The 17,022-nt window shown below is 75.8% G+C and carries 11 protein-coding genes and 1 pseudogene; 10 read left to right on the forward strand and 2 right to left on the reverse strand.

The annotated features are described in order from the left end of the window. The first annotated feature begins 29 nt into the window (after positions 1-29). The 9 genes from ACWGB8_RS25030 (at position 30) to cobA (ending at position 12,412) form a co-directional block, all read left to right on the forward strand. On the forward strand, positions 30-293 hold the full coding sequence (locus tag ACWGB8_RS25030; protein WP_452215823.1) for an RNA polymerase sigma factor: 264 nt from the start codon (positions 30-32) through the stop codon (positions 291-293). Positions 294-625: 332 nt separating this feature from the next. Next, positions 626-1,129 (forward strand): GNAT family N-acetyltransferase, encoded by a 504-nt coding sequence (locus ACWGB8_RS25035; protein WP_452215824.1) that lies wholly within the window; start codon positions 626-628, stop codon positions 1,127-1,129. A gap of 532 nt (positions 1,130-1,661) precedes the next feature. Further along, positions 1,662-2,687 (forward strand): methionine ABC transporter ATP-binding protein, encoded by a 1,026-nt coding sequence (locus ACWGB8_RS25040; RefSeq protein ID WP_452215825.1) that lies wholly within the window; start codon positions 1,662-1,664, stop codon positions 2,685-2,687. Beyond that, a complete protein-coding gene (locus ACWGB8_RS25045) occupies positions 2,684-3,421 on the forward strand; it encodes a methionine ABC transporter permease (RefSeq protein ID WP_452215826.1) in 738 nt (245 codons plus the stop codon). The genes ACWGB8_RS25040 and ACWGB8_RS25045 overlap by 4 nt, the downstream gene beginning before the upstream one ends. 105 nt (positions 3,422-3,526) lie before the next feature. Continuing rightward, the gene (locus ACWGB8_RS25050; protein WP_452215827.1) at positions 3,527-4,357 is read left to right on the forward strand and encodes a MetQ/NlpA family ABC transporter substrate-binding protein; all 831 of its coding nucleotides are present in this window, start codon (positions 3,527-3,529) and stop codon (positions 4,355-4,357) included. A 220-nt stretch (positions 4,358-4,577) separates the two neighbouring features. Then, positions 4,578-5,204, forward strand: a complete 627-nt coding sequence (locus ACWGB8_RS25055) for a GNAT family N-acetyltransferase (RefSeq protein ID WP_452215828.1) — start codon at positions 4,578-4,580, stop codon at positions 5,202-5,204. Positions 5,205-5,391: 187 nt separating this feature from the next. After that, entirely contained in the window at positions 5,392-6,645 is a 1,254-nt protein-coding gene (gene cbiE / locus ACWGB8_RS25060; protein WP_452215829.1) for a precorrin-6y C5,15-methyltransferase (decarboxylating) subunit CbiE, read from the forward strand. Positions 6,646-7,173: 528 nt separating this feature from the next. Further along, entirely contained in the window at positions 7,174-11,049 is a 3,876-nt protein-coding gene (gene cobT, locus ACWGB8_RS25065; RefSeq protein WP_452215830.1) for a nicotinate-nucleotide--dimethylbenzimidazole phosphoribosyltransferase, read from the forward strand. Between the two features lie 94 nt (positions 11,050-11,143). Next, positions 11,144-12,412 (forward strand): uroporphyrinogen-III C-methyltransferase, encoded by a 1,269-nt coding sequence (cobA, locus tag ACWGB8_RS25070; RefSeq protein ID WP_452215831.1) that lies wholly within the window; start codon positions 11,144-11,146, stop codon positions 12,410-12,412. Between the two features lie 21 nt (positions 12,413-12,433). On the opposite strand, the gene ACWGB8_RS25075 is transcribed toward cobA, so the two are convergent. Beyond that, entirely contained in the window at positions 12,434-15,184 is a 2,751-nt protein-coding gene (locus tag ACWGB8_RS25075; RefSeq protein ID WP_452215832.1) for a SpoIIE family protein phosphatase, read from the reverse strand. 74 nt (positions 15,185-15,258) lie between these two features. Here ACWGB8_RS25075 and ACWGB8_RS25080 point away from each other — a divergent pair, with 74 nt between their 5' ends. Further along, complete coding sequence (locus ACWGB8_RS25080) at positions 15,259-16,068, forward strand: TrmH family RNA methyltransferase (RefSeq protein WP_452215833.1); 810 nt, start codon at positions 15,259-15,261, stop codon at positions 16,066-16,068. 53 nt (positions 16,069-16,121) lie between these two features. Here the strand turns inward: ACWGB8_RS25080 and ACWGB8_RS25085 are convergent. Next, positions 16,122-17,022, reverse strand: a pseudogene (locus ACWGB8_RS25085) (hypothetical protein); the annotation flags it as partial.

Genomic DNA, 17,022 nt, shown 5'->3' on the forward strand with positions numbered 1-17,022 from the left:
CGGCCCCGGCGGGATCACGTCGTACGGGTATGTGCGCCCACCGCCTCCCGCACCTGCCCTCCGCCGAGGAGCAGGTGCTCGCCGACCAGCGCGACCGCGCCCTCTGGGCCGCCGTCGCCTCGCTGCCCGGCCGCTGCCCCGAACTGCTCGCCGCCCTCGCCGACCACCCCGACCTCGGCTACGCGGAACTGGCCGCCCGCCTCGGCCTCCCGCGCGGCTCCCTCGGCCCCACCCGCTCCCGCTGCCTCGCCCACCTGCGCACCCTCCTCCACACCCACCGCGACACCGGTTGACGCCGGCGCGGCCGCTCCCGGCACCCGTCGCGCCGGTCGCCGCCGCCGTCCCGCCCGCCGCCGTCCCGCCCGGATCCGTCCCGCCCGGATCCTCGTGTCCGGGCCCGCCGCGGGCGCCGCGAAACCCGACGTGACCCTCACCACGTCCGTGCACCGGAAGGTTGAGAGCAGCTGACACGCGGGTAGAGCGCTGGCGAACGTGGCGCGTGCTGATACGTTCGTGCGCCACCCCCGGTCAGGGCCGATCCCCGGCCGGGACATCTCCGGCAGGGCATCCGGTGCGACACCCTCACGTTTGCGCGCCGGGCACGACGATGGGGAGGCACCCGCACATGGGCATGAGCGTGATCATCGAAGCGGCCGGCGCCGAGGACGCGGAGCAGATCCTCAAACTCCAGTACCTCGGCTACCAGAGCGAGGCGGAGCTGTACGGCGACTGGGCCATCGAACCGCTGACGCAGTCGCTGGAGAGCCTGCGCGAGGAACTGGGCGCCCAGCACGTCCTGGTGGCCCGTCTCGGGGGCGAGGTGGTCGGCACCGTGCGCGGCCAGGTCGGGCCGGACGGCATCGGCCGGATAGGGCGTCTGGTCGTCCACCCCCGGATGCAGCGCCACGGCCTCGGCGGGCGCCTGCTGGAGGCCCTGGAGCACCGCCTCGCCGAGGACGGCCGCCCGGTGACGGCGTACCGGCTGTTCACCGGTCACCGCAGCCTGGGCAACCTGCGGCTGTACACCCGCCGCGGCTACCGCCAGACGACCGTCGAGCAGGTCGACAGCCGGCTGAGCCTGGTGCACCTGGAGAAGCCCGCCGCCCCGCCGCTCGCCGCGACCGCCTGAACCCTCCCCGCGCCGGCGCGGCCACCATGCGAACGTTCCGGTGGCCGCGCCGAACCATGTCTCCGCTGGTCAGGGCGATATGCGTCCGCATTGCGGACAGCGGATCCTGATGATTGGGACCAATTCGGTCCATCTGATTTACTGGCTCACATGACTGCGACGACGAACTGGACCCCCACCGGCACCCTGCCGGCAGGTGAGCGTGCCATGTGCCGTCGAATGTGTCACTGCTGAGGGCCATCGCTCCTCTCCTCGCGCCCCGAAGCGAGAACCCGCCGCTCCCCCATGTGAGCGCACTCCTCCCGGAACCCCCTCCGTCCGCCTGCCCACCGTGGGCCGGTGGCGACCCCTGGCGTCCCCTGACGCCCGCTGGTGACTCGTAAGGGCCACGCCGTCGCGCGGCCCGGTCACCCGGCGGTGACGATCAAGGGGTGGCAGGTCCGGATCCCCCTGGTGAGACGCCGTCCGTTCCGCCGACCGCAACCCGGTCGCGCGGCCCACGACCGTCCGCCCCCGACCCACGGAAGCCGCTGTGATCACCACCACGGACCTGACCAAGGTCTACCGCTCCCGAGGCCGCGAGGTGACCGCCCTCGCCGGTGTCGACCTGCACGTCCGCCCGGGCGAGGTCTACGGAGTCGTCGGCACCAGCGGTGCCGGCAAGTCCACCCTCATTCGCTGCGTCAACATGCTGGAGCGGCCCACCTCCGGCACCGTCACCGTGGACGGCGTCGAACTGACCGCCCTGGCCGGCGGCGAGAACCGGGCCGGCCGGGAACTGCGCGAGGCCCGCCGCCGCATCGGGATGGTCTTCCAGCACTTCAACCTGCTCTCCTCGCGCACCGTGCAGCAGAACGTCGAGCTCCCGCTGGAGATCATCGGACTGGACCGCACCGAGCGCCGCCGCAAGGCCGCCGAACTGCTCGACCTGGTCGGCCTCGCCGACAAGGCCCGCAGCTACCCGAACCAGCTCTCCGGGGGCCAGAAGCAGCGCGTGGGCATCGCCCGCGCCCTGGCCGGCGACCCCAAGGTGCTGCTCTCCGACGAGGCGACCTCCGCGCTCGACCCGGAGACCACCCGCTCGATCCTCAAGCTGCTGCGCGACCTCAACCAGCAGCTCGGCCTCACCGTGCTGCTCATCACGCACGAGATGGACGTCATCAAGTCCGTCTGCGACTCCGCCGCCCTGATGCGCGGCGGCCGGGTGGTGGAGTCCGGCGCGCTGACCGACCTGCTCGCCACCCCCGGGTCCGAACTGGCCCGGGAGCTCTTCCCGCTCAGCGAGTTCGCCCCCGGCCACGCCGACCGCACCGTGCTGGAGATCACCTTCCAGGGCGACACCTCCGGCCGGCCGTTCGTCTCGCAGCTCGCCCGCACCTACCAGATCGACATCAACATCCTCGGCGCCGCCGTCGAGACCATCGCCGGCCGGATGGTCGGCCGGATGCGGGTCGAACTCCCCGGCGGCCACCAGGACAACGTGGTGCCGATCGGCTACCTGCGCGAGCAGGGCCTGCAGGTGGACGTGATCGACGCGGCGAACGGAGCGGTGGCATGACCTGGGACCAGATGCAGGAACTGATGTGGCCCGCCACCTGGGAGACCCTCCAGATGGTCGGCGTCTCCACCCTCTGCACCGTCCTGCTGGGCCTGCCGCTCGGCATCCTGCTGGTGCTCACCGGCAAGGGCGGCCTGCTGGAGAACGTGCCGGTCAACAAGGTGCTCGGCGCGGTCGTGAACATCGCCCGCTCGATCCCGTTCATCATCCTGATGATCGCGCTGATCGGCTTCACCCGCTGGCTGGTCGGCACCTCGATCGGCTGGGAGGCCGCGACCGTCCCGCTCACCATCGGGGCGATCCCCTTCTTCGCCCGCCTGGTCGAGACCTCCGTGCGCGAGGTCGACCGCGGGCTGGTCGAAGCCGTCCAGGCGATGGGCGGCTCCACCTGGACCATCGTCCGCAAGACACTGCTGCCCGAGGCCCTGCCCTCCCTCACCGCCTCGCTGACCACCACGGTCATCACGCTGATCAGCTACTCCGCGATGGCCGGCGCGGTCGGCGGCGGCGGCCTCGGCACCCTCGCCATCAACTACGGCTACTTCCGCTTCGAGACGACCTTCATGTGGGTCATCGTCGCGGAGCTCGTGGTGATCGTGACGATCGTCCAGCTGCTCGGCGACTACGCCGTCCGACGGCTCTCCCACCGGGGCCGCTCCGGCCGCACCCGGCTGCTGCGCCCGCGCGGCGGCGCCCCGGCCGAGCCCGCCGACCGGACCCCCGTCGGCTCCTAGGCCCTGTCCGGGCCGAGCCCGCCGACCACCCGCGCCGGCCCCCTAGACCACCCTGCGTCCGACCCCCGGACGCGGCACCCCGCAATACGCAGAAAGGCACTTTTCGTGCGCAACGCCCTGAAGTTCACCAGCGTCCTCGCCACCGCCGGCCTCGCCCTCTCGCTCGCCGCCTGCGGCAGCGACGGCGACTCGGCCGGGTCCTCGGACCCGAACGCGGCGCTGACCGTCGTCGCCAGCCCGACCCCGCACGGCCAGGTCCTCAAGTTCGTCAAGGACAACCTGGCGGAGAAGGCCGGCCTCAAGCTCAACGTGAAGGAGGTCACCGACTACGTGACCCCCAACACCGCGGTGCAGGACGGTTCGGCCGACGCCAACTACTTCCAGCACGTGCCGTACCTGGAGGACTTCAACAAGAAGCGCGGCACCACCATCGTCTCGGTCGGGACGGTGCACCTGGAGCCGCTGGGCGCGTACTCCAAGAAGGTCAAGAGCATCGCCGAGCTGCCGGACGGCGCCACCGTCGGCCTGCCCAACGACCCCACCAACGAGGGCCGGGCGCTCAAGCTGCTCGCCGACAACAAGCTCATCACCCTCAAGGAGGGCGTCGGCACCGCCGCCGTCCTGGGCGACATCACCGCCAACCCGAAGAACCTGAAGTGGAAGGAGCTGGAGGCGGCCCAGCTGCCCCGCTCCATCGCCGACCTCGACGCCGCCGTCATCAACGGGAACTACGCGCTCGACTCCGGCCTGAACCCGGCCACCGACGCGCTGGTGCTGGAGAAGGCCGAGGGCAACCCCTACGCCAACATCGTCGCCGTCAAGAAGGGCAAGGAGAACGACCCCCGGGTGAAGAAGCTCGTCGAGGTGCTGCACTCCGCCGAGGTGAAGAAGTACATCGAGGACACCTTCAAGGGCTCCGTCGTCCCGGCGTTCTGACCGGACCCGCCCGGCCCCGGTCCGCCGGCGCGCCACCGCACCCGACCGGGCCCCCGCCGCACCACGGCGGGGGCCCGGTCGGGCAGTATGCACGTGGTGACGCACCGGCAGACCGTGATCTGACGTACCGTCGTCCGATCCGCGCACCGCATGGCACCCCGGCACCGGCCGGGCGCGGCGGGGCGTACGGTGTGTCCACGACCCGGCGAGGAGAGACGGCATGGCAGCGAGCTTCCCCGAGACCGCCATCAGCACCGAACGGCTGCTGCTGCGCCCCCTTGCGGACGACGACGCCCCCGGCCTGGTCGCGATGATGGCCGACGACCTGGTGCTGGCCTGGACGGACGTCCCCCAGCCCTTCACCGAGGCGTACGCCCGCGAGCTCGTCCGCACCCTCGCCCCCGCCCACCGGGCCGAGGGCCGCGGGATCGTCCTCGCCGTCACCGAGCACCTCACCCAGCGCCTGGTCGGCCTGGTCGAACTGCGCAACACCGACTGGCGGCTGCGCTCCACCGAGATCGCCTACGTGACCGCCGCCTGGGCGCGCGGCGAGGGGTACGCGCCGGAGGCCGTCCTCGGGGTCGCCCAGTGGCTCTTCGAGGACCGCGGCTTCCTGCGCCTGGAGCTGCGCACCGCCGCCGGGAACACCGCCGCCCAGCAGGTCTCCCAGAAGATCGGCGGCATCAGCGAGGGCGTGCTGCGCAGCGCCTGGATAGTGCGCGGCGAGTCCGGCGCGGTCGTCGAGGAGACCCGCAGCGACGTCATCCTCTGGAGCCTGCTCCCGGAGGACCTGGAGAGCCCCCAGGAGCCCGCCTGGCCCGCCGACCGGTACGTCCTGCGCGACTGACCGTCCGGCGGCCGCCCGCGAGGCTCGCACGGGTACGACCCGTGGGCGCGGGCCCGACCGCACCGGGTAGCCTCTGCTCCGGCACCGTGCACGCCGGCCACCGCCGGACCCACCGGGACGGACCTCCGGGGGAGACCGCGCGGGCCGCGCACATCGGGGAACCAAGGGCGAGGGAGAACGGCCGCAGATGGCTGACCGGATCACGGTCATCGGGTGGGACGGCACACCGCTGACCGAGGCCGCCGGCGCGGCCCTCGCCGCGGCGACCCTGGTGGCCGGGGCGCCCTACCAGCTCAACGCCCTCCCGGTGCCGCCCGGCGCCGAACGGATCGCGCTCGGCAGCATCCGGGCCGCCGCCCGCCGGATCGCCGCCCACCGCGGCACCGCGGTGGTCGTCGCCGAGGGCGACCCGGGCTTCTTCGGCGTCGTCCGCACCCTGCGCCGCCCCGAGTACGGCCTGGAGCTGGAGGTGCTGCCCGCCGTCTCCTCGGTCGCGACCGCCTTCGCCCGGGCCGGCATGCCCTGGGAGGACGCCCGGGTGGTCAGCGCCCACGGCGGACGGCTGCGCCGGGCGGCCAACGTCTGCCGGGCGCACCCCAAGGTCGCGGTGCTCACCGCCCCCGGCGCGGGCCCGGCCGAACTCGCCCTGATGCTCCGCGGCGTGCACCGCACCTTCGTGGTCTGCGAAGCCCTGGGCACGCCCGAGGAGGACGTCACCGTCCTCACCTCCGACCGGATCGCCGACCACGTCTGGCGCGACCCCAGCGTGGTGCTGGTGATCGGCGGCAACGGCCCCGGCGGCCTCGGCCCGAACGACGAGGCCGCCGGCTGGCTCGCCGGACGCCCGCTGGGCTTCCCCGGCCCCGACCGCGGCTGGGCGCTGCCCGCGGAGGCCTACGCGGGCGCCGAGCGCACGGGCGGGTCGCCCGGTGACACCGATGCGCTCCCGGCGCACGCCCGTGCGCTGGTCCTCGCCCGGCTCGGCGCACGCATCGGCGACCTCGTGTGGGCCGTCGGCGCGGGCAGCGGCGCGATCGCGGTGGAGGTGGCCCGCTTCGGCGCCGCCGTGGTGGCCGTCGAGGCGGACCGCGCGGCCTGCGCCCGGATCGCCGTCAACGCCCGCCGCTACGGCGTGGAGGTCGAGACCGTCCACGGCAGCGGCCCCGAGGTGCTGGGCGGCCTGCCGGAACCCGATCTCGCCGTGGTGGAGGCCGGTGGCCTGGAGACCGTCCGCGCCGTCCTCGCCCGCCGTCCGGAGCGCTTCGCGGCCGTCGCACACACGCTCGCCGACGCCGAGGCCGTCCGCAGGGCGATCACCGAGGCCGGCTACCGGGCCGACGGCGCCCTGCTGCAGTCCGTCCCGCTCGCCGTACGGGACGGCGGGCTCGCCCCCGCCGCGGGGGAGCCGGGCGTCCTGCTGCTCTGGGGCGACAAGGGCTGACGCAGGGGGGGCGCGGAGCGGGGGCGCCCGGCTGGGCAGATCCTGTGAAGGGCCGGGTGGGCCCGGTGGCCGTCCGGCGGGCGGCGCGGTGATCCCGGTCGCATCCGGACACCGATTCGAGAGCGGGCACCGCCAGGCCGGTAGTGTGGCGTCTGCGCGGCTGCGGCGGCCGGCGGCCTGTCCGACCTGGGGGGTCCGTCGCCTTTTTGACGCGGTGCAACCCGCTCCGGTTCGGAGTGTGGGCAATTCGACGGGCCGCACGCCGGACCGGGAGAATGCCGTAGGGTCCGGTGCGGTCGTGCCGGTTGCCCCGGGTTGTCGTTGTTTCAGATGGCGCTCCGCCCCGACGGGCGGTGCGCGGGCCGGGGTGGCCGCAGCGCGCCGGAGGACTATGGGCTGCAGCGCTCCGGCGCGGCGGCCCGCGTGTGGTTGCGGGCGGGCCGGTGCAGGCCCGGCCCGTGCGGATGGGCGCTGCGGTCGGTGATCGCGTCGCCAAGGACGCGGCAGCGGCCTGGAAGGAGCTTTGACATGACCGATGGCGGCCACGTCCCGAACGAGGGACTGCCGGAGCACCTGCTCGCCGGGCCCGACCCGCTCGGCGGCCCGGAGGGCGTCGCGGTACCCGTCGTGCCCGGGCAGGGCGTACCGGTCGTGGGTGCGGCGGGCGTGCCCGTCGTCGCACCGCCGCTGGTGCCCGGCCAGGGCGCCCCGGCGCACGGGACCCCCGCCCACGGGACCCCCGCCCACGGGATCGTGGCGCAGGGCTATGCGCCCGACGGCACCCCGCTCACCGCGCCCCCGCAGACCTGGGGCGGCGACCCCGCCGCACCCCGCCCCGCCTTCCACTTCCTGGACCAGCCCGACCAGCTCGACGACGAGGACGACGTCCTGCTGATGCCCGGCCCGCAGGCCGGCTGGGGCGAGCAGGCCGCCGGGTTCGCCCCCGCGGGGGAGCACGCCGAGGGCGTGCCGGCCGGTACGCCGGTGGAGCCGTCCTGGCCGCCGCTGGAGCCGCCGGTGCTGGGGGCCGTCGACCCGCAAGCCGTCGGCCCGCAGCCCGTCGCCCCGCAGCCCGTCGACCCGTACGGGGCCGCCCAGCACGCCGTGGTCGCCGAGGCCGGTGCCGTGGTCACCGAGGCCGTCCAGGTGCAGGTCGCGCAGCCGGTGCCGCCGCAGGTGCCGGGCGCCGAGGCGATGACGGCCGCTCAGCCGCCGCGCCGCCCGCTGCACGCCGGCCCGCCGATCCCGGACCCGTCGCTGATGACCGGCCAGGTCCCGGTCCGCTCGCTCGCCGACCGCGGCCCCTCGCAGGCCACCCCGGCGCACGGCATCCCGGTGGTCGGCCCGCAGGGCGTCCCGGTCGCCCCGGTGCCGCAGCAGGTCGCGCCCCAGGTCGCGCAGCCGCTCGCCCCGCAGACCTTCCCGCAGCCCGTCCCGGTCGCCCAGCCGGTGCCGCCGGTGGCCGGCGCTCCGCTGGAGGCCGTCGCCGAGGCGCAGCCGGCGGTCGAGCAGGCCGCTCCGGAGCAGGCCTTCGCCCCGCAGCCGGTGGAGCAGCAGGCCGTCGAGCAGCAGGTCGTGGCGCCGCAGCCGGTGGAGCAGCCGGTCGCGGAGGTGCCCGCCGTCGAGCAGCCGGCCGCCGGGGCCGTCGCGGTCGAGCCGGTGGCGGACGCCGCGCAGCCCGTCGAGGCCGCGGTCGCCGCGGAGCCGACCGTCGAGGTCCCGGTCGTCGAGGCGGCGCCGGCTCCCCAGCCGCGCCGGATCTCGGCCTTCCTCGCCGCGCCCACCCCGCACGGACTGCCGCCGGTCGAGGCGACGGCGGACGCTGCGGCCGGGGCCCCGGTCGAGCAGGCCCCGGAGCAGGCCGCCGCCATAGCGGTCGCCGACCCGGCGGAAGCCGTACCGGTCGAGGCCGTGCAGGTCGCGGCCGAAGCCGTGCAGCCGGAGGCAGCCCAGCCGCAGGAGCCGCAGGTGCAGGACCCGCAGCCCGCGGACGTCCCCGTCGCCGAGCAGGCCGTCGCCGAGCAGCCGGTCGCCGTCGAGCAGACCGCCGAGCCGCAGCCGGCCGCCGAGCAGCCCGCCGTCGAGCAGGTGGCCGAGCCGCAGGCCGCGGACGCCGTCGAGGCGCCCGCCCCGGAGGCGGCCCCGCCCGCGGACGCCGCGCAGCCCGTCGAGGCCGTGGCGGCGGTCGAGGCGCAGCCGCAGGACGTCCCGCAGGCCGAGGGCGTCGCCGAGACGGCCGCCGGGACCGGTGAGATGGCCGCCGGCGAGCCCGTCGCCGTCCCGGACACCGAGCAGGCGCCCGTGGTGCCGCAGCCCGTGGAGCCCCAGCCCGTCGACCCGCAGTCCGCCGCGCAGCAGGCCGTGGACCCGCAGGCCGTAGACCCGCAGTCCGCCGAGCAGCAGCCCGCCGAGCAGGGCCCCGCGGACGCCACGGCTCCCGAGGCCCCCGTCGCCGAGGGCGGGTCCGGCCCGGCGCCGACCGCCGAGGCCGCTCCCGTGGAGACCGTCGAGGAGGCCCCGGCCGCCGCGGCCGAGGCCGCGGCCGAGGTCCAGCCCGCCGAGGTCCAGCCCGACGCCGACGCCGCCCCGGCGGCCGACGGCGGGCCCGAGGCCGACGGAGAGGCCGAGCCCGAGCCCGCCGAGCCCCGCGGCCCCGCCGCCGCCGGCTACGACGACCTCGGCCGCGAGGCCGTCCACCAGGTGATCCGCGAGCGCCGCGACATCCGCAACGGCTTCCGCCCGGACCCGATCCCGCACGAGGTGCTGATCCGCGTCCTGGAGGCCGCCCACACCGCGCCCAGCGTCGGCTACTCGCAGCCGTGGGACTTCGTGGTGATCCGCTCCGCCAAGACCCGCCGCCGGATGCACGAGCTCGCCGAGCGCCAGCGCGAGGCGTACGCGCAGTCGCTGCCCAAGGGCCGGGCGAAGCAGTTCAAGGAGATCAAGACCGAGGCGATCCTGGAGACGCCGGTCAACATCGTGGTGACCGCCGACCGCACCCGCGGCGGCCGGCACACCCTGGGCCGCCACACCCAGCCGCAGATGGCCCCGTACTCGGCCGCCCTCGCCGTCGAGAACCTCTGGCTGGCCGCCCGCGCCGAGGGCCTGGGCGTCGGCTGGGTGAGCTTCTTCGACGAGGAGGAGCTGGTCCGCGAGCTCGGCCTGCCCGAGCACCTGGACGTCGTCGCCTACCTGTGCGTCGGCTTCGTCGACGCCTTCCCGGACGAGCCGGAGCTCCAGCAGCAGGGCTGGGCCAGGAAGCGCCCGCTCTCCTGGGTCGTCCACGAGGAGCAGTACGGCAACCGCGCGCTGCCCGGCGAGGAGGCGCACGACCTGCTCTCCGAGACCCTGCGCGGCATCCGCCCGCTGGACGCCAAGGCGCTCGGCGAGGCCTGGGACCGCCAGAAGCGGATGACCAAGCCGGCCGGCTCGCTCGGCATGCTGGAGATCATCTCCGCCCAGCTGTCCGGGCTCTCCCGCAAGTGCCCGCCGCCGATGCCGGAGCCCGCCTGCGTGGCGATCTTCGCCGGCGACCACGGCGTGCACGCCCAGGGCGTCACCCCGTGGCCGCAGGAGGTGACCACCCAGATGGTCGGCAACTTCCTGGCCGGGGGAGCGGTGGTCAACGCCTTCGCCCGCCAGATCGGCACCGAGGTCTGCGTGGTCGACGTCGGCGTGGCCTCCGAGCTGCCCGAGCCGATCCAGCAGGGCCGCACCACCGGCCTGCTGCCGCGCAAGGTCAAGCCCGGCACCGACGACATGACGCAGGGCCCGGCGATGACCCGCGAGGAGGCCCTCAAGGCGATCGAGGTCGGCATCGAGACCGCCCGCGACCTGGTCGCGGCCGGCAACAAGGCACTGGTCACCGGCGACATGGGCATCGCCAACACCACCGCCTCCGCCGCCCTGATCTCGGTCTTCACCGGCCTCGACCCGGCCGAGGTGACCGGCCGGGGCACCGGCATCGACGACGAGACGCACAGCCGCAAGGTCGAGGTCGTCCGCGCCGCCCTCGCCCTGCACAAGCCCGACCCGGCCGACCCGATCGGTGTGCTGGCGGCCGTCGGCGGCTTGGAGCACGCGGCCATCGCCGGCTTCCTGCTCGGTGCGGCCTCGCTGCGCACCCCGGTCGTCCTGGACGGCGTCATCGCGGGTTCGGCCGCGCTGGCCGCCAAGGCGATCGCCCCCGAGGTCCTGGCGGCCTGCATCGCCGGCCACCGCTCGGCGGAGCCCGGTCACCAGGCCGCGCTGGCCAAGCTCGGCCTGCGCCCGCTGATCGACCTCGATCTGCGGCTCGGCGAGGGGACCGGCGCCCTGCTGGCCCTCCCGCTGGTGCAGAGTGCGGCCCGGGCGATGCACGATGTAGCCACCTTCGACTCCGCCGGGGTCACCGAGAAGGCCTGACGTCCGCTGTCACCGCTCCCGTACCGGCCCGAGGGCGCGCCGGTGCGGGAGCGGCGCCGACCCCCGAACCCTCACCCCCACAGGAGCTCCGCCCATGACCGCGCCCACTCCGCAGCCGGCCGCCCCGCACCCCCACCCGGGAACCGAGGGCCGCACCCCCTACCCGGTCGGCCTGCTGCTTGCCGGCCGCCGCGTGGTGGTGGTCGGCGGCGGCCACGTCGCCCAGCGCCGGCTGCCCGCGCTGATCGCCACCGGCGCCGACCTGCACCTGATATCGCCGGCCACCACGCCCGCCGTGCAGGCCATGGCCGACGCCGGTGAGCTGACCTGGCACGCCCGCCCCTACCAGGAGGGCGACCTCGCCGACACCTGGTACGTCCTGGTCGCCACCGACGACCCAGCCGTCAACACCGCGGTCAGCGCCGAGGCCGAGCGCGAGCGGGTCTTCTGCGCCCGCAGCGACGACGCCGCCGCCGCGACCGCCTGGACCCCCGCCAGCGGCCGCGACGCGGGCGCCACCGTGGCCGTCCTCACCGGCGACCCCCGGCACTCCGCCGCGCTGCGCGACTCCATCGTCGACGGCCTGCGGGACGGCTCCCTCGCCGCCCGCCAGTACCGCGCGCACGGCGCCGGGGTGGCCCTGGTCGGCGGCGGCCCCGGCGACCCGGACCTGATCACCGTGCGCGGCCGGCGCCTGCTCGCCGACGCGGACGTGGTGGTGGCCGACCGGCTCGCCCCCCGCGAGCTGCTCGCCGAGCTCCCCGAGCACGTCGAGGTCATCGACGCCTCCAAGATCCCGTACGGCCGCTTCATGGCACAGGAGGCGATCAACCGCACCCTGGTCGAGCACGCCAAGGCCGGCAAGTTCGTCGTCCGGCTCAAGGGCGGCGACCCGTACGTCTTCGGGCGCGGCGGCGAGGAGCTGCTCGCCTGCGCCGAGGCCGGGCTGCCGGTCACCGTGGTACCCGGCATCTCCAGCTCGATCAGCGTGCCGGCCGCCGCCGGGGTGCCGGTCACCCACCGTGGGATGACGCACGAGTTCACCGTCATCTCCGGCCACGTCGGCCCCTCCGACCCGCGCTCGCTGGTCAACTGGGAGGCCGCCGCGCAGATGACCGGCACCCTGGTGCTGCTGATGGCGGTCGACAAGATCGGCGAGATCGCCGCCAAGCTCGTCGCGTGCGGGCGCTCCGCGGACACCCCGGTCGCGGTCGTCCAGGAGGGCACCACCGCCGCCCAGCGCCGGATCGACGCCACCCTGGGCACGGTGGCCGACACCGTGGCCGCCGAGCAGGTCAAGCCGCCGGCCGTGATCGTCGTCGGCGACGTGGTGGGCGTCCTGGCCGCGGGCTTCCGGGCCTGACCGGGACGGAGCAGCCGCCGCTCAGGCGAGCGGCTGCTCCGTCCAGATCACCTTGCCGGTCGACGTGTAGCGGGTCCCCCAGCGGTCCGCGAACTGCGCCACCAGGAACAGCCCGCGCCCGCCCTCGTCGGTGATCGCCGCCGAGCGCAGGTGCGGCGAGGTGCTGCTGCCGTCCGACACCTCGCAGATCAGCGAGCGGTCCCGCAGCAGCCGTACCCGGATCGGCCCGCCGCCGTACCGGATCGCGTTGGTCACCAGCTCGCTCAGGATCAGCTCGGTGACGAACACCGCCTCGACCAGGCCCCACTGGTCCATCCGCTCGGCCACCGCCGCCCGCACCGCCCCCACCGCGGCCGGGTCGGTGGGCACCTCCCACTCCGCCACCCGGTCCGGCGCCAGCACCGTGGTACGCGCCACCAGCAGCGCGATGTCGTCCTGCGGGTGCGCGGGCAGCATCGCGTCCAGCACGTCCGTGCAGGTCTGCTCCGGCGTGCGCCCCGGGTGCCCGGCCAGCGCCGCGCGCAGCAGCTCCAGGCCGGCGTCGATGTCCCGCTCGCGGTCCTCCACCAGCCCGTCGGTGTACAGCACCAGCCGGCTGCCCTCCTCCGGCGTCAGCTCCACCGTCTCGAACGGCAGCACCGCGAGCCCCAGCGGCGGCCCGGTGGCCGACTCCGGGAACTCCACCCGCCCGTCCGGGTGCACCAGCGCGGGCGGCGGGTGCCCGGCGCTCGCCATCGTGCAGCGCCGCGCCACCGGGTCGTAGATCGCGTACAGGCAGGTCGCCCCGGTCACCGCGCCGCCCGCCCCGCTCGCCGACTCCTCCAGGTCGATCCGGTTTACCAGCTCGTCCAGGTGCCCGAGCAGTTCGTCCGGCGGCAGGTCGAGCGTCGAGAAGTTGTGGATCGCCGTCCGCAGCCGCCCCATCGTCGCCGCCGCGTGCAGCCCGTGGCCGACCACGTCGCCCACCACCAGCGCCACCCGCGCCCCCGGCAGCGGGATCACGTCGTACCAGTCGCCGCCAACGCCCGCCTGCGCCGGCAGGTACCGGTGCGCGACCTCCAGCGCGCTCTGCTCCGGCAGCGAGCGCGGCAGCAGGCTGTGCTGCAGGGTGACCGCCATCGCGTGCTCACGGGTGTACCGGCGGGCGTTGTCGATGCAGACCGCGGCGTGCGAGACCAGCTCCTCCGCCAGCGCGAGGTCCTCCTCGTCGAACGGCTCCGCCCGCTCGGCCCGCCAGAACCGCGCCACCCCCAGCAGCACCCCGCGGGCCCGCAGCGGCACCCGCACCAGCGAGTGCACCCCGTACGTGAGCGCCCGCTCGGCCCCCTCCGGGTCCTGCATCCGCCACGCCGCCGCGTCCGCCAGTCGCGGTTCCACCGCCGCCAGCCCGCTGCCCAGCGCCCCGGCCAGCGGGGTGCCGGGGGTCACCTCCACGACGGTGCCCACCCGGTAGAACGGCGAGCCCTCCCGCACCCCGCAGAACGCCGCCCGGCGCATCCGCCCCAGCGCCGTCCCGGGCGGCGGCTCGTCCCCCGCCAGCACCTCCTCCGCCAGGTCGACGCTCACGTAGTCCGCGAACCGCGGCACCACGACCTGCGAGAGCTCCTCCGCGGTCCGCGTCACGTCCAGCGTCGAGCCGACCGTCACCCCCGCGTCGTACAGCAGCCGCAGCCGCCGCTGCGCCACCTCGGCCCGCCCGGACAGCGCCAGCAGCTCGGTCGAGTCGCGCAGCGTCGCCACCACGCCCGCCGGGCCGCCGTCGCGGTCGGTGAGCCGGACGTTCACCGCGAGCAGCCGCTCGCCGGCCAGCACCACCTCGTCGGTCACCGGGCGGTTGGCGGTCAGCAGTTCCTCGGGCACCCGGTCGAGGCCCAGTTCGACGACCGGCCGGCCCTCGGCGTCGGGCGGCAGCGCCAGCAGTCGGCGGGCCTCGTCGTTGCAGAGCACCAGGTGCCCGTACTCGTCGACGATCAGCACGCCCTCGCGCACCGCGTGCAGCACCGCGGCGTGGTGCTCGTACATCCGGGTCATCTCGGCCGGCCCCAGGCCGTGGGTCTGCCGCCGCAGCCGCCGGCTCACCAGCGCCGTCCCGCAGGTCGCCAGGCCCAGCGCGAGCGCCGCCGCACCGAGCAGCACCGGCAGGTGGCGTTCGCTGGCCGTGGTGACGCTCTCGATCGTCAGGCCCGCCGAGACCAGTCCGACCACGGCGCCGTCCGGGCCGAACACCGGCACCACCGCCTGCACCAGCGGCCCGATGGTGCCGTCCACCTCCTCGGTGACCACCTGGCCGTTCAGTGCGGGTTCGATGGTGCCCACGAACGTCTGGCCGATCCGGTCCGGCAGCGGGTGGGTGTAGCGGACCCCGTCGGTGTTCATCACCACCAGGAAGTCGACCCCGGAGGCGATCCGGGCGGCCTCGGCCTTGGGCTGCAGGATCGCGGTCGGATCGGGGGATTCGAGGGCGGCCACCATGCCGGGGGAGTTCGCGAAGGTCTGCGCCACCGCCACCGAGCGGTTGCGGGCCTCCTGTTCGGCGTCGTGGTTGGACTGCAGCACCAGCGCCACCGCCGCGGCGGCCACCAGCAGCAGCACCACCACGACCTGCAGCGCGAACACCTGGCCCGCCACGGACCGGCGGCCCATCCGCCTCCGGTGCGCCGGCCGCTGCTCTCGCCGACCATTCGGGCCTCCGCCGGGCGGCCCGGCGGTACCGGGGAGCACCGGCGCGCCGGAAGCCGACGCAGCCCACGATCGGCCCGGAATTCGGGCCATACGTCATCCTCGCACTCCCGTCACCGGGCGGCCAAGGTTTGGCCGCGAGCCGCCGGGCTTGGCAAGATCGCAGGATGTCCGAACCCAGCACCGTCACCGACCCCGCCGACCCTCGCCTCGCCGACTACACCGGCCTCACCGACGTCGAGCTGCGGCGCCGCCGCGAACCCGCCGAGGGGCTCTTCATCGCCGAGGGCGAGAAGGTGATCCGCCGCGCCCTCGCGGCCGGCTACCGCATGCGGTCGATGCTGCTGACCCCCAAGTGGCTCGACGTCATGGCCGACGTGATCGCCGGGTCCGAGGCGCCCGTCCACGTGGTCGAGCCCGGCCTCGCCGAGGCCGTCACCGGCTACCACGTCCACCGGGGCGCGCTCGCCTCGATGGAGCGCAAGCCGCTCCCGGACGCCGCCGGACTGCTCGCCGGGGCCCGCCGGGTCGCCGTCCTGGAGGGCCTGGTCGACCACACCAACCTCGGCGCGATCTTCCGCAGCGCCGCCGCCCTCGGCATGGACGCCGTGCTGCTCTCGCCGGACTGCGCCGACCCCCTGTACCGGCGGGCCGTCAAGGTGTCCATGGGCGCCGTCTTCGCCGTTCCGTACGCCCGGCTGGACCCGTGGCCGTCCGCCCTGGAGGCGGTCCGCACGGCCGGCTTCGAGCTGCTCGCGCTCACCCCGGCTGAGCACGCCGTCGACCTGGCCGAGGCGGCCCCGCACCGGCTCCCCAGGGCCGCGCTGATGCTCGGCGCGGAGGGGGACGGCCTCACCCCGGGAGCCGTGGCCGCCGCCGACCGGGCGGTGCGGATCCCGATGGCCCACGGCATCGACTCGCTCAACGTGGGCGCCGCCGCCGCGGTCGCGTTCTACGCGGTGGCCGCCGGCGGCTGAGCCGGGGCTGACCGCTGCTGCGGCGCCCGGCGACCGGCGCCCCGTGCCCGGCGTCAGTGGGCGGAGGTGGGTGGCGCGGGGGCGGCGGCGGGCGGCTGGGCGGCGAGCCCGGTGCCGCCGGAGCTGCCGGCGCCGGGCCAGGACTCCTCCAGCGTGCCGTCGGCGCGCACGGTGTAGCGGGTGGAGGCCACCGCGCCGGTCTGCGCGACCCGCTCCTCGCGCACCAGAGAACCGCTCTCGATCCGCCAGGTGGCGGCGGCCTGCGGGTCGGCCGCCGAGGAGCGCGAGGCCAGCGGCACCGGCGCGTCGCCGGTGAAGCCGAACAGCTGGACGAGGTCGACCGGCACCGAGCCCTCGGACCGCCGCAGCACCACCAGCACCGCCGGCGCCTCCCGGTACCGGGCCGGCAGCACCGCGCTCAGGCCCACCTGCGGCCCGGCCCCGGCCGCCGAGCGGCCGTCGCGCAGCGCCACCGCGGGGCCGCCGGCCGGATCGGGGTAGGTCCGGTTGGGCCAGTCCACGGCGGGGACGGCGTTCGCGGCGGCGGCGACCAGCCCGCCGTCGCCGGTCGGTGTCCCGGTCCTGGCCGCCGCGAGCGGCACGCCCGCGGGCGCGGTCGCGGAGGGGCCGGGCGACGGCGGCACGCCGTCCACCGAGAGGCCGGCCGCGGGGGAGCCCGGCGTGCCGGCGGCCACCGTGCTGCCGACCCGGCCGAGGCCCTGCTCGTCGCGGTTCTCGCAGCCCTGCGCCGCCGCGATGGCCAGTGCCACCCCGAGCGTCACCGTGACGAAGACGATCACCCGCTGGCGCAGCAGCCGGCGCCGCGAGGCGGTCGGCCGGCCGCCGGGCGCGGGCGTGTGCTGCCGCTCGCCGGGCCGCCCGCGCGGGGGAGCGGGCCGTCGGCCGCGCGGCTCGTGCTCGCCGGCGGGCCGACCGGGCGGCGGGGTCTGCGGG

This window comes from Kitasatospora sp. NPDC054939 (assembly GCF_053610105.1).

What these genes read in the sequence shown, in the direction of transcription:
- cobT (WP_452215830.1), top strand. Translation starts at nt 7,174, where the DNA reads ATGACCGATGGCGGCCACGTCCCGAACGAGGGACTGCCGGAGCACCTG.
- cbiE (WP_452215829.1), top strand. Translation starts at nt 5,392, where the DNA reads ATGGCTGACCGGATCACGGTCATCGGGTGGGACGGCACACCGCTGACC.
- ACWGB8_RS25075 (WP_452215832.1), bottom strand. Translation starts at nt 15,184, where the DNA reads ATGGCCCGAATTCCGGGCCGATCGTGGGCTGCGTCGGCTTCCGGCGCG.
- cobA (WP_452215831.1), top strand. Translation starts at nt 11,144, where the DNA reads ATGACCGCGCCCACTCCGCAGCCGGCCGCCCCGCACCCCCACCCGGGA.
- ACWGB8_RS25055 (WP_452215828.1), top strand. Translation starts at nt 4,578, where the DNA reads ATGGCAGCGAGCTTCCCCGAGACCGCCATCAGCACCGAACGGCTGCTG.
- ACWGB8_RS25045 (WP_452215826.1), top strand. Translation starts at nt 2,684, where the DNA reads ATGACCTGGGACCAGATGCAGGAACTGATGTGGCCCGCCACCTGGGAG.
- ACWGB8_RS25035 (WP_452215824.1), top strand. Translation starts at nt 626, where the DNA reads ATGGGCATGAGCGTGATCATCGAAGCGGCCGGCGCCGAGGACGCGGAG.
- ACWGB8_RS25030 (WP_452215823.1), top strand. Translation starts at nt 30, where the DNA reads ATGTGCGCCCACCGCCTCCCGCACCTGCCCTCCGCCGAGGAGCAGGTG.
- ACWGB8_RS25080 (WP_452215833.1), top strand. Translation starts at nt 15,259, where the DNA reads ATGTCCGAACCCAGCACCGTCACCGACCCCGCCGACCCTCGCCTCGCC.